General features: G+C 59.0%; 15 protein-coding genes. 11 read left to right on the top strand and 4 right to left on the bottom strand.

Annotation, left to right across the window (positions count from 1 at the left end; all coding sequences use genetic code 11):
• Positions 1 to 212 precede the first annotated feature (212 nt).
• Both VIW95_RS08815 and VIW95_RS08810 read left to right on the top strand, forming a co-directional pair.
• A complete protein-coding gene (locus VIW95_RS08815; protein WP_331585487.1) occupies positions 213 to 1,298 on the top strand; it encodes an MBL fold metallo-hydrolase in 1,086 nt (361 codons plus the stop codon).
• Positions 1,299 to 1,335: 37 nt separating this feature from the next.
• Complete coding sequence (locus VIW95_RS08810) at positions 1,336 to 1,983, top strand: 2-hydroxychromene-2-carboxylate isomerase (RefSeq protein ID WP_331585485.1); 648 nt, start codon at positions 1,336 to 1,338, stop codon at positions 1,981 to 1,983.
• On the opposite strand, the gene VIW95_RS08805 is transcribed toward VIW95_RS08810, so the two are convergent.
• The gene (locus VIW95_RS08805) at positions 1,970 to 3,247 is read right to left on the bottom strand and encodes a cytochrome P450 (RefSeq protein WP_331585483.1); all 1,278 of its coding nucleotides are present in this window, start codon (positions 3,245 to 3,247) and stop codon (positions 1,970 to 1,972) included. The genes VIW95_RS08810 and VIW95_RS08805 overlap by 14 nt on opposite strands.
• 34 nt (positions 3,248 to 3,281) lie before the next feature.
• Complete coding sequence (locus VIW95_RS08800; protein ID WP_331585480.1) at positions 3,282 to 3,764, bottom strand: hemerythrin domain-containing protein; 483 nt, start codon at positions 3,762 to 3,764, stop codon at positions 3,282 to 3,284.
• Positions 3,765 to 3,979: 215 nt separating this feature from the next.
• Between VIW95_RS08800 and VIW95_RS08795 the strand changes: the two genes are divergently transcribed.
• A complete protein-coding gene (locus VIW95_RS08795) occupies positions 3,980 to 5,089 on the top strand; it encodes a fatty acid desaturase (protein ID WP_331585478.1) in 1,110 nt (369 codons plus the stop codon).
• A gap of 66 nt (positions 5,090 to 5,155) precedes the next feature.
• Here VIW95_RS08795 and VIW95_RS08790 read toward each other — a convergent pair whose 3' ends face one another.
• Complete coding sequence (locus tag VIW95_RS08790) at positions 5,156 to 5,584, bottom strand: CBS domain-containing protein (RefSeq protein ID WP_331585476.1); 429 nt, start codon at positions 5,582 to 5,584, stop codon at positions 5,156 to 5,158.
• A 172-nt stretch (positions 5,585 to 5,756) separates the two neighbouring features.
• Between VIW95_RS08790 and VIW95_RS08785 the strand changes: the two genes are divergently transcribed.
• From VIW95_RS08785 to VIW95_RS08750, 8 genes are all read left to right on the top strand, one after another.
• The gene (locus VIW95_RS08785) at positions 5,757 to 7,283 is read left to right on the top strand and encodes an NAD(P)/FAD-dependent oxidoreductase (RefSeq protein WP_331585474.1); all 1,527 of its coding nucleotides are present in this window, start codon (positions 5,757 to 5,759) and stop codon (positions 7,281 to 7,283) included.
• A gap of 200 nt (positions 7,284 to 7,483) precedes the next feature.
• A complete protein-coding gene (locus tag VIW95_RS08780; RefSeq protein ID WP_331585472.1) occupies positions 7,484 to 8,851 on the top strand; it encodes a sigma-54 dependent transcriptional regulator in 1,368 nt (455 codons plus the stop codon).
• Positions 8,852 to 8,942: 91 nt separating this feature from the next.
• Entirely contained in the window at positions 8,943 to 10,721 is a 1,779-nt protein-coding gene (locus VIW95_RS08775) for a sensor histidine kinase (protein ID WP_331585470.1), read from the top strand.
• The gene (locus VIW95_RS08770; protein WP_331585468.1) at positions 10,684 to 11,523 is read left to right on the top strand and encodes a hypothetical protein; all 840 of its coding nucleotides are present in this window, start codon (positions 10,684 to 10,686) and stop codon (positions 11,521 to 11,523) included. Before VIW95_RS08775 ends, VIW95_RS08770 begins: the two co-directional genes overlap by 38 nt.
• 359 nt (positions 11,524 to 11,882) lie before the next feature.
• Positions 11,883 to 12,455 carry a hypothetical protein gene (locus VIW95_RS08765; RefSeq protein ID WP_331585466.1) on the top strand — a complete coding sequence of 191 codons (573 nt, stop codon included), beginning with the start codon at positions 11,883 to 11,885 and terminating at the stop codon, positions 12,453 to 12,455.
• 150 nt (positions 12,456 to 12,605) lie between these two features.
• Positions 12,606 to 12,899, top strand: a complete 294-nt coding sequence (locus VIW95_RS08760; protein ID WP_331585464.1) for a hypothetical protein — start codon at positions 12,606 to 12,608, stop codon at positions 12,897 to 12,899.
• A gap of 110 nt (positions 12,900 to 13,009) precedes the next feature.
• Positions 13,010 to 13,378 carry a hypothetical protein gene (locus VIW95_RS08755; RefSeq protein ID WP_331585462.1) on the top strand — a complete coding sequence of 123 codons (369 nt, stop codon included), beginning with the start codon at positions 13,010 to 13,012 and terminating at the stop codon, positions 13,376 to 13,378.
• 59 nt (positions 13,379 to 13,437) lie between these two features.
• On the top strand, positions 13,438 to 13,848 hold the full coding sequence (locus tag VIW95_RS08750) for a BON domain-containing protein (RefSeq protein WP_331585460.1): 411 nt from the start codon (positions 13,438 to 13,440) through the stop codon (positions 13,846 to 13,848).
• Between the two features lie 2 nt (positions 13,849 to 13,850).
• Here the strand turns inward: VIW95_RS08750 and VIW95_RS08745 are convergent.
• A partial coding sequence (locus VIW95_RS08745; RefSeq protein ID WP_331585458.1) for an LLM class flavin-dependent oxidoreductase occupies positions 13,851 to 14,672 on the bottom strand: 822 nt, incomplete at its 5' end.

Raw genomic sequence — 14,672 nt, 5'->3', positions numbered from 1 at the left:
GGTATAGAAAACGCCAGCGCTGCGATCAGAATAAAGCCTGCCTTCAAATACATCGTACTCCTCCGCGGAAATTTACCTGTCGTCTCTACAGACAAGGCGTAAAAAATCTGCGAACAAAGTGTTCGTAGAAATCGTACTGTGTTAATGGGCGGGGATGTGTGACAACGAACGCTGAGCGCTGAGGTTGTATGTCGAAACTCTGGCGGAGACTGATGCTAGGGGTAACTGCTGTCGCGGCGCTGGCTGCGACTAGCTGGTGGATGATTCACATCCCCGCAGTGCAGGACGCGATTTTTCGCCGCGTGATTCGGCACACCCTCGAGGCGACGCGCGACGACCTGCTGGTGCCCGATTCGCTCCGAGTTGTGTTGTGCGGCACCGGCAATCCACTGGCCGATCGCGCTCGCGCGGCAGCGTGCACGGCGATCTTCGCCGGCGGCAACATTTACCTGGTGGATATCGGCCCCGGCGCGTGGAAGAACTTGGCATTGTGGCGCATTCCCGCGGCAAAGCTCGCCGCGATTATGCTCACCCACTTTCATTCCGATCACATCGGCGATCTCGGCGAAATCAATATAGAGACGTGGGCGAATGGGCGGGACCATCCGCTGCGCGTGTACGGGCCGCAGGGTGTCGAGCAAGTGGTGGGAGGATTCGAGCAGGCGTACTCGCTCGATGAAGGCTACCGCATCGCGCATCACGGCGCGGCACTGATGTCCCCCGCGAACTGGCAAATGAAACCGCTCACCGTGAAAATCGACACTCCGGCGGGCGTGTCGCCATGCGCAGGCGGTTCCGCGACGGCGCTTGAAGAGAACGGCCTCAAGGTCACCGCGTTCACCGTCGATCACTCGCCGGTGGCGCCCGCCTACGGTTATCGATTTGATTACAAGGGGCGCTCGGTCGTAGTCAGCGGCGATACCATCAAGTGCGCCAATCTCGTCGCGGCCGCTACCGGCGCCGACGTGCTGATTCACGAAGCGCAGGCGGCGCATCTTGTTAAGTTGATCCAGGAAGCGGCGGAACACCTTGGGAATGCGCGCGTTGCAAAAATCATGGCCGACATCCGTCGCTACCACACGACGCCCGTCGAGGCCGCCGCCGAGGCGAACCAGGCCGGAGTGCAGCTGCTGGTCCTGAGCCACATCGGTCCACCGACGCCCAACGTGCTTGCGCGCATCGCGTTCATGCGCGGCGTTGCGGACGTCAGGCCGCGCGGCCTAGTACTCGGCTACGACGGACTGCTACTGACGTTGCCGGCGGGCTCGAAAGATATCGAGATCTCGACGGTTAACTAAACTTCAGCTGGTGCGAAAGTCGGAAGGCAAAAGATCGATGACACTCGAATATGATCTGTTCTGGTCGTTTCGTTCGCCGTATTCCTATCTCGTTACGCCGCGGCTGATTGAATTCGAGCGCGAGTACGACGTGAAGGCCAATGTGCGGCCGGTTTATCCGATCGCAGTCCGGATTCCCGGATTTTTCAAACAGGTGAATCCGATGTGGCCGCCCTACCTGTTTCGCGATTGCTCGCGTATCGCGGAAATGCTCGGCATGCCGTTCGGGTGGCCCAGTCCCGATCCGATTGTCATGAACATGGCCACCGGCGAGGTCGCGAAGGACCAGCCGTACATACACCGGCTGACCAGGTTAGGTATCGCCGCCGCCGAAGCGGGCAAGGGACTGCCGTTCCTCGCGGCAGTGAGCGCGGTCATTTTTGGTGGCGTGCGAGACTGGCATCTCGGCGATCATCTGGCCCAGGCATCCGAGCGTGCAGGGCTGAGCCTTGCGGAACTCGATTCAGAAATCGAGCGCAATGCTGATCGCTATGAGGCCGCGGTCGCCGAAAATGAATCCGCGCAAAAAAATGCCGGGCATTGGGGCGTCCCGCTGATGGTCTTCAAGGGCGAGCCGTTCTTCGGCCAGGACCGCTTCGATCTGCTCCGATGGCGGATGCAGCCAAACGGACTCAGGCGGGCTTGAGCTTGTAACGAATCGGCATGTGCTTGATGCCGCCGACGAAGCTCGAGCGCAGGCGCTCGACCGGGCCCGCCAATTCAGCGTGATCGAGGCGTTTCGCCAACTGCGCGAAGATCACTGAGAGTTCCAACCGAGCAAGGTTCGCCCCGAGACAGAAATGCTCTCCGATGCCGAACGAGAGATGCGGATTCGGATTGCGGCCGACGTCGAATTTGAAAGGCTCGTCGAATACGTCCTCGTCACGGCTGGCCGAGGGGTAGAATAGACACACCGATTCACCGGCGCGAATCTTCTGTCCGCGCACGACGGTGTCGCTGGCGGCCGTGCGCGCGAACTGGATCACCGGGGAGGTCCAGCGCACGATTTCCTCGACCGCGGTTTTGATCAGCGTGGGATCGGACTTGAGCCGGCGAAATTGTTCGGGGTTTTCAATAAGTGCGAGCAGGCCGCCGCTGGTCGCATTGCGAGTGGTCTCGTTGCCCGCCACCACCAGCAGCAACAGGTAGGAAAGCAGTTCCAACGCGGGCAGCGGTTCGCCGTTTACTTTTGCGTTGGAGATGACGCTGGTGACGCTGCGGCCGGGATGCTTGCGGCTCTCCTCGACCAGGTCGGTGAAGTATTGGAACATTTCCATGCGCGCCTGCGCGAAGGTTTCGTTCGCATCCTTGCCGCGCTGAAATTCAGGATCGCCGCCGCCGATGATTTCGTTGGTCCATCGAAAGATGGTCGGCCAATCCTTACGCGGCACGCCGAGCATTTCCGCGATCACCGCCACCGGCACCTTCGACGAGATCTCGGTAACGAAATCGCATTCCTCCCGGTCCATCACATCGTCGAGGAGTTGCGCGGTTATATTCGCGACGTCCGGCTCGAGTGCACGAATCGAACGCGGCGTGAAATATTGGCTCAGGATCGAGCGAAACTCGCCGTGCTGCGGCGGATCCATATTAAGCAGATGCCTGAGCGGCAACTCGGGCGGAAGGCCGTCCGCGCCCTCGTCCAGGACGAAGACTGCGAGTCGCGGGCCGTTGAGCCATAACCGCGGCTGACAGCTTATCTCCTTGAGATCGGCTGCCTTGGTGATCGCCCAAAATGGATCGACTCGCGGACGCTCCACGTAGAACACCGGGTGGTGCTTGCGCAAGTAGGTCCACTCCGCATGCGGATAGCCGTTTTTCTGATAGTGATCGGGGCTGATGATATCGATTGAGTCGAGCGGAAATTCGGGGGCGCCGTCAGGACGGCTGCCAGTCACTTGGGTTTTCATGGATCGCTCCTGCGTGTAGTTTCCGCTTCGGGAGCTAGGCGAACAACATCTTTCTCAGGGCCGGCAGCAGGCGCATTTCTTCGCTGTCGATCAGATCGTCAAGCTTCACCGCGAGCACGCAAAGAGCCTTGCCGGCCGCGGCGACGACTCTGTCCGGATCTTTTTGGAACGACACTCCAACCAGCCTGCCGATCAGCGATCGCATTTCGAGGTGGCTCTGCTTGATTCGATTTATGACCTCGGCAGAGAGACGGCCGGCGCCCTCCGCCCACGGCAGCACGGTTTCGTCTTCACTCATCAAATGCTGATTGAGTTGCGGCTTCAGCGTTTCCCAGCATCGCTGCGCCTGCGCGCGCATCTCCCGATCCGACGGCTTGAAGCCGAGGATCGCGCCCGCCACCGCCGCATCGAGCAACGGCATCGCAAGCTGGTATTCTTCGCGGCTCAGTTCTTCCGTGAGGTTTCTGATCTTGCGCGTGTCAGCCGGGGTTGAAGACGGCTTCCTGACGGTAGGCATATTCGTTGGCCTCGTTGTTTGCCTAAGATACCATGCTTCATCCGCATGACCATCTCTAGCGTCTTAAAAATCCAGCTCAATACAGCTGACGGTTTGCTTAACGGTTTGTTCCGGCGTAAATGATGTGTCACCCTCTTGTTGTCCGCGATGATACCTGGCTCGCCCGACCTCCTCCTGCAGCTCCCAGGGATAACTCGAAACCGAGGTACCCGTTTGTGTCGTCGATCAGCCGCTTAAAGGAACTGAAGCATGACATTATTAGTCGGCATTCGCAGGCCGATGATTTTAGGGCATGGATTCAGGTTCTGACGACATTGGCGGCACTTGCGCTCTGTTGGTGGGCGGCGGTGTTGAGCGTCCACGTTTCCTACTGGCTCACCGCAGCCGCGATGCTGCTCATCAGCCTGTTTACCTTGCGCGCTTTTGTGTTGATGCACGAATGTGGGCATCACAGCTTGTTCCGCACCCAGTCGCTCAATCGCGCGTTTGGTTTTTTCCTGGGCGTGGTCTCCGGCATGCCGCAGTACGTGTGGTCGCAGCATCATAATTTTCATCACGCCAACAACGGCAACTGGGAAAAATACCGCGGACTCTACACGACGATGTCGGTCGAGGAATATGCGGCGATGAGCGATGCGCAGCAGCGCATCTATAGAGCCAAGTGCAGCATCGCGACTGCGCCTTTCGCCGGCCTGATCTACGTGATCTTCAACCCGCGCTTTACCTGGCTCAAGGGCAGTATCGAGCTGGTCGGACATATTGTTAGAGGAAAAGTTGCGCAGCCAAACCTTTCGATCAAGGCGCATGCCGCCAGTTTTGAAACGCGCTATTGGAAATCGCGCAGAGAGTACTGGCACATGTTCTGGAATAATGTCGTGCTGCTCAGCGTCTGGGCCGCGATGTGCTGGGCAGTCGGCCCGATCCTGTTCTTTACGATTTATTTAATCAGCGCATCGCTGGCCGGCGCCGCGGGAATTATCTTGTTCACGGTTCAGCACAATTTCGAGCACTCTTACGCGAGCGACGGCCAACACTGGGATTACGAGATCGGCGCAATCGAGGGATCGAGTTTCCTGATCTTGCCAGGCTGGTTGAACTGGTTCACCGCCAACATTGCCTATCACCACGTTCACCATTTATCCGCGAAGATTCCAAACTATCGATTGATCGCATGCCACAACGAATATCGCGATCTCTTTTCGGATGTGACCCGCGTGAAGTTGGTTCAAATCCACAAAGCCTTGAAATACATTCTTTGGGACACCCGCGCTCAGCGAATCATCTCAGTAGCCGAGTATCGGCTGCAGACCCAGACGGCTCATTAGCTCAGGGCAGTCAACGATCTTCTGCTCCGCATTCCTGCCAATTTGAAAGACCAGCGAATTGCGCGGCTATACACCGAGCTGGTCGCGCGCGACTAGCGCCACGAAATCGCCCTCGGTCAGGATACCGACCAGGCGCCCATTCTCGACTACCGGCAGACAGCCGATCTTGCGCTCGGTTAAAACCCGCGCCGCATAGACCAGCGAGGCATCCGGTATTACGGTGACAACCTCGGTCGCCATCACGTCTTTGACCGAGAGAGTGTCGAGGACTTTCCGCTGAGCGTGCTTGCCATAGCCGAGCGCTTGGGCGAGCGCGTCGCGAAACAGATCGCGCTGCGTCACGATACCGACCAGGAGCTGACCGTCATCATCAAGAACGGGCAGATGGCGAACCCGCCCCAGCCGCATGATGTCGTCGGCCAGTGTGAGCTTATCGTTGCTCTTCAGGGTGGTGGGATCTGGCGTCATCAGGTCGCGAACTTTCAACCGTTTCATGTTGGCTTCTCCGAGAGCATTTTACAGGTATCCCGGTTGTCGCGCACCGAGCCGGCCGTTCAAGCCTTTTGAGAATCGTTGCCTCCCTGGAAAAAAATAGGAGTAAGGTGTGGACAGCGACGCTATTCGAGATAGCGTTCATGATCGCGTTCCACGCCAGGAGGGTGCCACAATGCCGGTGAAAAATTTCGCAACACGCAGGATTGCGATTATCGGTTCCGGCTTTTCAGGTCTCTGCCTCGGCATCCAGCTCAAAAGGCTCGGGATCGATTCATTTACGATCTTCGAAAAGGCCGATCGGCTCGGCGGCACGTGGCGTGAGAATACATATCCCGGCGCAGCGTGCGACGTACCGTCGTTTTCGTATTGCTTCTCGTTCGAGCAGAAGACCGATTGGTCGCGAAAGTGGGCGCCGCAGTCCGAGATCCTCGAATACTTGGAACAGTGTGCGGCCAAGTACGACCTTACCAGGCACATCCGCTTCGGCACCGAGATAGCCGGCGCGACTTGGGACGAAGCCGCCGCCGTGTGGAAAATCCGCACCGTCAAGGGTGAAGAAGTCTTGGCCGATGTGCTGGTCGCCGGCGTCGGCCAGTTGAACCGGCCGAACATGCCGAAGCTTCGCGGTGCCGAAAATTTCAAAAACGTCTCGTTTCATTCGGCGCGATGGCGTCACGATGTCGATTTGACGGGCAAGACCGTCGGCGTCGTCGGCAATGCGGCCAGCGCGATCCAGTTCATCCCCCAGATCGCGCCCAAGGCCGGCAAAGTTTATATCTTCCAGCGCAGCGCGAACTGGATGGTGCCGCGAAACGACCTCGCCTACACCGATGACCAAAAGCGCCGCTTCGCGAGCAATCCCGTGCTGACCCGCCTCTATCGATGGCTGATCTACTTTCAGCACGAGATGAACTGGCCGGTGTTCCGTCGAGTTTCGTTTCTGTCGCGACGGATGGCGCAGCTCGCCGAAACCTACATGCGCACTACCGTCACCGACCCGAAGCTGCAGCAGGCCTTGATTCCCGACTATCCGATTGGCGGCAAGCGCATCCTGATCTCCGATGACTACTACGCAGCCCTCAATCGCGAAAACGTCGAGGTTGTGACCAGCGGTATCGATCATCTCGACGAAAACGCCGTCACGACGACCGATGGCCGCACGATTCCGATAGATGTCCTGATTTATGCGACCGGATTTGAATCGACGGCCTTCCTCGCGCCGATGGCGATTCGTGGACGCGACGGTCGCCTGCTGCAAGACGAATGGGCGGGCGGCGCGAAGGCCTACCTGGGCATCAGCGTCGCCGGATTCCCGAATCTGTTCCTGATGTACGGCCCGAACACGAATCTCGGCCACAACTCGATCATCTTTATGATCGAATGCCAGGCGAATTACATAATTAACTGCCTGAGAGGGATGGACGAGGGCGGTGCTTCCGTGATCGATCTGCGGCGTGAAGTGATGGACGAGTTCGACGCCAACCAGCAAAAGGAGCTGCAGCAGAGAGTGTGGGCATCGACCGGCAAGAGCTGGTACAAAAACGAAGCCGGCCGGATCACCAATAACTGGTCCAGCAGCACCATCCGCTACTGGTGGAAGACGATCCGCGCCGATCCAACCCTCTATCGACTCGAAACGCGTCGTGCAGCCGCCGCGTATCCCACCGAGAGCGCTGATCCAGCGCACCGCGCAGCATAGGCGCGGCACAAACGACTCGTAGGCGACCGTCGGTAAGATTTATAGGGTAAAACTTACCGAGTGATCGCGCAACCGCTTTTGCTTTTGAGCGTAAATCCTACATAGGTCATACTATTCGCATCCGTCCGTCGGTCTCGCACGGTTGTTGCACTGCATCGGCCAGATTCCGATAAACTCCGTTGCGCTCCGCTGGTGGAAATATGTCTAATGAAATTCGAGTTCTGATCGCCGAGGACGACGTCAACACCCACGAGGAATGGCGCGAGTCGCTTGCGGCGTGGGGTTTTCGCGGCGAGATCGCCGAGGACGGAGTGCGCGCGCTCGAGTTGATTCGTAGCTTCGATCCTCACATCCTGCTCTCTGACCTGAGGATGCCACGCAAAGGCGGGCTCGAGCTTCTGCACGATATCCGCGAACTCGGGATTCATCTGCCCACTATCATGATTTCGGGGCAGGGCGAGATACCCGATGCGGTCGAAGCGCTCAAGCAGGGCGCGATCGACTATATGCGCAAGCCGGTTGACCCTACGCATCTCCAGCGCGTGCTGCACAACCTCGCCGACAACATCAGTATCCGCGAGGAGAACACTACGCTGCGCCGGCGCCTGGCCGAGGTCGGCGAGCTGGGGCCGCTGTTCGGACGGTCGTTGCCGATGCGCAAAGTGATCACGGCGATCGAGCGGCTGGCGCAGTCGTCGGCGTCGGTGGTGATCACGGGCGAGAGCGGCACCGGCAAGGAGCTGGTGGCGCGCACGATTCACGAGCTGTCACCGCGGCGCGACGCGGCTTACGTGCCGGTCAACTGCGCGGCGATTCCCGAGACGCTGATGGAGAGCGAGCTGTTCGGGCATGAACGCGGATCGTTCACCGGCGCCGACCGGCGCAAGGAAGGATGCTTCGAAGTCGCCAATGGCGGCACCTTGCTGCTCGACGAGTTGACCGAGATGAAGACCGAGCTGCAGCCCAAGCTGTTGCGCGTGATCGAGGAGCAGCGGCTGCGCCGGGTGGGCGGGACGGCCGAGATACCGCTGGACGTGCGGGTGCTCGCATCGTCGAATCGCGACATCGAGCAGGCGGTCCGGGAGGGCAAGCTGCGCTCGGACCTGTTCTACCGGCTAAATGTTTTCACGATCGTATTGCCGCCGCTGCGCGAGCGTATCGACGACCTGCCGCAGCTCACGCAGATGTTTGTCAAACACTACGCGGAGCAAAACAAGAAGGACGTGACCGGCGTCGACGAGGAATGCATGAAGGCGCTGCAGGCGCATCCGTGGCCGGGCAACGTGCGCCAGTTACGCAACGTAGTCGAGCGCGCGCTGATCGTCTGCGAGGGCCGCACCATCCGCAAGTCAGATCTGCCGGACGATTTTCGCGCGGCGGGTAACGGGGGAGACGGCGGGTTCATCAAAATACCGCTGGGCACTTCGCTCGACGACGTCGAGAAAGAGATGATCACGCGCACCATCGAGTTCACGGCCGGCAACAAGACTCGGGCCGCCGAAATTCTCGGGGTCAGCGCCAAGACTTTGTACAACAAGCTCGAGCGCTTCGGCGCCGATCGCGCGTAGCTCGAAACGAGTTGAACGCAAATCGGTAGAGATCTGTCCGCACGTTCATTCGCGCAAGGAAACTATGCATCTGCGAGCAAGACTGGCCCTGATGGCTCTCCTGCTGATGCTCGTTCCCACGATTGTTCTCAGCATCATCTCGATCGACTCGCGCATCGGCGCCATGATCGACGACATGTCGCGATCGACCGATTTCATGATCGCGCAGATCTTCGAAGAGGTGCGCCTCGCTCTCTCGCAAGGCGACGCCGACGTCGCCACCGCGCTGAAGAGCAGCGAACCGGTGCGCAAGCTGCTCGATTCGACGGTTGCGTTCGGTCCGGCGGTGGTGGCCGCGTCGATCGTCGGGGATGACGGCACTGTGATCGTTGCGGCCAACGGCGACGGCGAGGGCAAGCCCGCGCTCAACCTGCCTTCGGTCAGAGAACTGGACGAGCAGGCTTCGCGATGGCTGCTGTTCACCTCGCTGCCCAGCCTTCTGACGGCGAAAGTTTACGAGGCGCAGCGCCGGGTGGACATCAACGGTCATCCGGCCGCGACAATTTCGGTCGGCGTGACGACGGCGCTCATCGCGGACCAGGCTCGCCATCTGCTGGTGGTGATCGTCGCCACCGCGGGACTCGTCATTGCGGCCGCGATGCTCGCGGTGTTGCTTATCGCCAATCGGATTCTCGAACAGCTCGCCACTCTCAACAGCGGATTCGAACAGCTGGTCGCCGGCAAGAGTCCTTCGGAAGTGCAGGTTTCGGGCGCCGGCGAGCTGAGCACTCTGGCCGAGAAGTTCAATGAACTATCGCGGCAAGTCAGGGCCGATCGGTCGCGACTTGACAGCGACCAATCTCATCTGTTCGACGTGGTCCGCTCGATCCAGGACGCCGTGGTCCTGCTCGACGCCAATGGCGTCGTGTTGTTCGCCAACAAGGAAGCGCAGGATCGCCTCGCGCCGAAGAACAGTCCACTCGAAGGCGCCGCGCTCGCCTCGGCGCTCGACGCGGAGCATCCACTGTTGGCGCTGGTGCAATCGACCGTCGCGGGCACCGAGGCGCACGATGTTCCGCTGGCGCTGCCGGCGGGGGGAACCTATTTGGTTTCATTCTTCCGCCTGGGGCGCGAGCGGGTGCCGGCCGGTCTGCTGATCGTGCTGAGAGATTTGAAACCCGTCATCGAACTGGAGACCGCGCTCGATTCGTCGAATCGGCTGGCGCGCCTGGGGACGTTGATTTCAGGACTGGCTCATCAACTGCGCAGCCCGCTGAATGGGATGAACATGAGGCTCGAGCTGCTGCGCCACGAAGCCGGCGAGGCCGGCGCCAAGCACATCGATAAATTACGGCGTGAAGTGACCCGGCTCGACGAAGCGGTCGAGGCTCTGCTCAGGTTCATGCGGCCCGAGCAATTGAAGCTGAGCGATTTCGACCTGAACGAGCTGCTCAAGGAACTCGGCGCGCGGGTCAATCCCGAAAAGGTCAAAGTCGAGTACCAGCTCGATTCGGCGCTGCCGACGGTTCAATGCGATCGCGGATTGATATATGAAGCGCTCTCGAACTTGATAACCAACGCCGAGCAAGCAATGCCAGATGGGGGGGAGTTGACACTTTCCAGCAAGTTGCAGGGGACGGCGGTCGAGCTTGCGATCGCCGATCGCGGTCCCGGAATCGCCAAGGAGCAACTGGATCGGATCTTCGACTTGTACTACACAACCAAAGCTGGCGGGAGCGGTCTTGGTCTGCCGTTCGCAATGCGCGCGATCGAACTCAACGGTGGAAAGATAGCGATAGATTCAGAAGTCGGCCAAGGTACTGTGTGTAAGATTACGCTTCCGATTGCATCCAATGCGCCTGCGAAATCAGCGGTCTCTAGCGCGGCTTAAGCGAATCGATCGGCTACTAATCCGGCAGCTCGCGGGCGTCCTCTCGCTAGCGCTGGTTTTTCTCGCCGGATGTGCCAGCGGAACGCCGGGCACGACGCGGCTCGGAGATCTTCTTGGCACGGCATCTCCGACGCCAAGTCCGAGCGCTGCGCCAACCGTTGCTGCGACGCCCGCTCCGATCGCGACTCCAGTGGCGGAAGAAACGACGGGACATGCCGGCAGGAAAACCGCCACGCAGGCGCGTGCCGCTTCCGAGAATGCGGCTATCGCCTCGAAAGAGGCCGCCAACGCATCTGCCGCGGCAGCGCTGGCCTCGAAGCAGGCGGCGAGCGTTGCCAATCGGATCGAAGGTGCCGGTCCATCAAACGCCGACGTGAGCCTGGAGAGCAATCCGGCCACGACGACGGTGAGCACTCCCGCGAGCACTATCAGAAATCGCGCGACGCCCGTATCCAGTCCGTCACTCGCGATGTCAGATCCCAGCCGCTCGCCAGCGCCGCGGATAAGTCCGACTCTGAACACGCCAGGGCTGGAATCGCCGAGTCAGTCGGGAGAATCCAATCCAGCGAAAGCGGCAAAGCTGATTCAGAATGTCGACAGCATGGAGCGACGGATCGATCGCAAAAATTTGTCGGCAGACGATTCTCAGCGCGACATTCTGGCGCAGAAACTATTGCAGGAGGCTAAAAAGGCGCTGGCAGATCGCGACAGCGTCGCCGCGATCAGTCTTGCGACCAAGGCGTCAACGTTGTTCGCGCCTTTGCCGAAGCTCGCGGACTCGACAATCCCGTCCACCCCATAGCGGTTCGCCTTCAGCGGATTGTCTTTTGCAATCTATTGTTCCCTGGGTGACAAATCCTGTTCGGCACATTTATTCGGTTCGGAATCGTGAAGGAATTACTCCGGAGCTTAGCAGAAAAGCCTTGCGCGATAATGAGTTCTCCAAATGGCCCTATATTTGCTCCCCTTAGTTGTAGCCACGGCATTGGTCGTGAAAAGAAGTTAGACATTGCGGAGCAATCTGAATGAATTGTGATCTCACTCGCCGATCCGACTACGGATGCCACGAATCCGGTGTGAGTTTTCTACCCGCCCATCTATAGAGGACGCGGTTCGGTCGCAAGTTTGGTCGCTCGGTAGTGTCGGCAGGGAGATTCCGACATGGCGAAATCGCAATCGCGCAAGCCCAATCCAATGGTTCTTGCAGTTCACAATGCCGCGAGCGAGCTCAACGACCTCCTGAACGCGATCGGGTTGCGCATTTCGCTTCTGCAGCACCAGGTTGAGGCATCTGCATTCGAGGCCGAGATTGCTCGCTTAGCCGGCCTGGTCGACAGGGCAACGGAACGCGTACGCCGTTTGGACGAATACGCGCGCGCGGAGGAGTTGGTAGCCTCGATACGGCTCGAGAAAAGCAGAGCCAACACTTCCAGCGCCGATAATCACAAAGCTCACACGGCACTCTTAATTACTGATTCATCGGGAGAAAATAACGCGATCAAAGAAAGCCTCGAGCGTAGTGGATGCACCGTGGTAGTCGCGGAGTCCCCTGCCGCCGGATTGCGACTGCTTCAATCCAACCAAAATTTCGATCACATCCTGTGTGACTCGGCGTTTATCAGCGAGACCGGCTGGAAGTTCACCGACGAGCTATCGCGCGCCGCTCCCGAATCGCGCGTGTATGTACTACAGCGGCCCGGCATATCAGAGCAAATGGCCGATCCTGCCGACTGAGTATTTTATACAGATGCCGGTAGACCAGGTCGGAATGCGGAAAATACTACACGCACCTATTTACTGAATCCCCTGCATCGCTCCACTATCCGCCAGTGGTATGGCCCTTGCTGTACTTAACAAAGCCCAACGGGGCCAAGGAGAAAGCATATGAAACGCGAAATACGATGGTATGTACTGACGACCGTAAGCGCGACCTTGGCGATTGTTGGCACCGCATTTTGCCTGAATCCTTCTTCCAGCATTCAATATCCAGCGGCAGCCGATAATTCGCGTCCAATCGTGCGAAGCGTAGTTAAAGTGCATACCGATCACGGCGTTGTCACGATACCGGGCAAAGCCGATACGTGGGACGAAGCCGAACGCGCGTTGTTTCTCGCCGATAGCATCGCCGATTTGCAGATAGCCAATAGCGAAGTCCCGTGGAAAATCGTTCTTGAGTAGCTATCTGCATCTTCCTCAAAAATACTTGGCCATTGGATTTTCAATTACTCACTTCTAACCCTCGTGGCTGATCCGTTTTCCGTATGCCGTAAACCCAGGAGGTTCCTGTCATGAAAAAGTCCGCAATTATCGCAATCTCACTGATGACTCTTGCCGCAGTGCCGTTCCTCGGCGGCTGCGGTTCGTCCACGTCCACCGAGCGGGTCAAAGAGAGCAGCAACTCGACGACCTACGTACCCGCTCCGCCGCAGGAAGTTATCGTTCAGCCGGCGCCAGTGATGGCGCCGCCGCCGAGCACGGTGACGACGACCGAGGAAAAGAGCAATTCGAATTCAACCGACATGGGCAACAATAGAACGAGCGAGAGCTCGAGCGCATATCACAGTGAGTCGTCGACAGTGACCCCGATGGCACCGGTTCCGCCGCAAGAAGAGACAACGACGACGTATCAGAAGAAGACCTACCAGGAATCCAACTAACTACCTGAGCATGGGCACGGAGAGACTCCCAGTTTTTCCGTGCCCATGTAGGTGTTGGCATGAAACTCAAAGAAATAAAATTTGCAAGCATGATGTTGCTATGTGGTCTTGCGACAGTCGCGCTTCCTGTTTCGAGTTCGCATGCACAGCAGGAAACAACTGTCGACGCTCCGGCAACAACTGCGAATCGATCGATAACCCTGGAACATGACAAGGTCCAGACTTCCGCCGAGCACCGTTACAATTCTCCCGCTGAACGCGCGAACGACGACCTGCTCATTACCGAAGTGAAGAGTTCGCTGGCCGAACGTGGGATCTCCGATCGGTACCCGGTGGAAGTCGATTGCGACCACGGAACCATACAGTTGAGCGGTGTGGTGGCGTCAGCCGAGCAAGCCCGGCAGGCGGAAACGATTGCGCTGAACACGAAAGGCGTGGTCGGAGTTAAGGACAAGCTGACCTGGCGATAGCTTCATCGCCGCAGCAGCGGAATCACTTCTCTCGCGAACTGCTCATGCTGTGCATCGCGCTCGGCCGGCGCGGAGATGACATCCACGTTGACGTCGCGAATTCCCGCCTTGATGAACTCATCGATTCGCGCGGCGACGTCGGCGGGTCTCCCGACAGCGGCATACCGCTTTGCGGGCTCGCGAAAGTCCATCGCATAACGTTTGCTCAGATGAGTTGCCGCGACGTCGAGCGCGGCTTCGTAGCTCGCCCCAAGCGTCACGAATAAGTGCAGGGCCGTGCCGAAGTGCTCAAACTTGCGGCCGGCCTTTTCGGCGTCGCGCGCGATGAACTCGAGTCCGTCGGCGACTCGCTTGGGCGTTACCACGTAAGGCATCCATCCGTCGCCCAGCTGCGCGGCACGCTTGAGCGCGGCTTCAGCGCGTCCCCCGACCCAAATCGGAGGTCCGCCGGGCGTGCGCGGCTTCGGCAGCATCGTGATTTTGCCAAAGTTGAAATACTTGCCGCGATACTCGACCGGTTCCCCGGTCCACAGACGTTTGATTATTTCGATGGACTCGTTTGCGCGTCCGCCACGTTGTTTGAGCGGGACGCCGCACGCTTCGTACTCGCGCGGAAATTCACCGCCGACTCCAATGCCGAAAATGAAATGTCCAGCGCCCATCAGGCGGTCCACCGTCGCTACCATTTTCGCGACTGTCGTGGGATGCCGCAGTGGCAGCAGGTAAATGCTGGTGCCGAATATGAGGCTGGGGTTCAGCGCGGACAGGTAGGTTAGTTGAGTCAGCGAATCGTCGATCGGTCCCGTGAACGCGACGTGGTCTCC

It is taken from the genome of Binatus sp. (SeqCode), assembly GCF_036522015.1.
In the GTDB taxonomy this organism is placed as follows: Bacteria; Desulfobacterota; Binatia; order Binatales; family Binataceae; genus Binatus.
The sequence above is the reverse complement of the archived record's forward strand: the minus strand, read 5'-3'. Positions and strand labels throughout refer to the sequence as shown.